General features: G+C 55.8%; 1 pseudogene. It reads left to right on the plus strand.

What is annotated here, in order from left to right:
* Positions 1-386 precede the first annotated feature (386 nt).
* A pseudogene (locus tag ACNQ0T_RS23195) lies at positions 387-467 on the plus strand (replication initiation protein); the annotation flags it as partial.
* Positions 468-530: the final 63 nt, after the last annotated feature.

Consider the following 530-nt stretch of genomic DNA (forward strand, 5'->3'; position numbering starts at 1 on the left):
GGATATATTCCGCTTCCTCGCTCACTGACTCGCTACGCTCGGTCGTTCGACTGCGGCGAGCGGAAATGGCTTACGAACGGGGCGGAGATTTCCTGGAAGATGCCAGGAAGATACTTAACAGGGAAGCGATAGGGCCGCGGCGAAGCCGTTTTTCCATAGGCTCCGCCCCCCTGACAAGCATCACGAAATCTGACGCTCAAATCAGTGGTGGCGAAACCCGACAGGACTATAAAGATACCAGGCGTTTCCCCCTGGTGGCTCCCTCGTGCGCTCTCCTGTTCCTGCCTTTCGGTTTACCGGTGTCATTCCGCTGTTATGGCCGCGTTTATCTCATTCCACGCCTGACACTCAGTTCCGGGTAGGCAGTTCGCTCCAAGCTGGACTGTATGCACGAACCCCCCGTTCAGTCCGACTGCTGCGCCTTATCCGGTAACTATCAACTTGAGTCCAACCCGGAAAGACACGACTAATCGCCATTGGCAACGGCCACTGGTAAGCAGGATGTGCGAGAGATGTCTCAAGAGTTCTTG

It is taken from the genome of Enterobacter cloacae complex sp.6700776 (assembly GCF_048284255.1).
GTDB classification, from domain to species: Bacteria; Pseudomonadota; Gammaproteobacteria; order Enterobacterales; family Enterobacteriaceae; genus Enterobacter; species Enterobacter intestinihominis.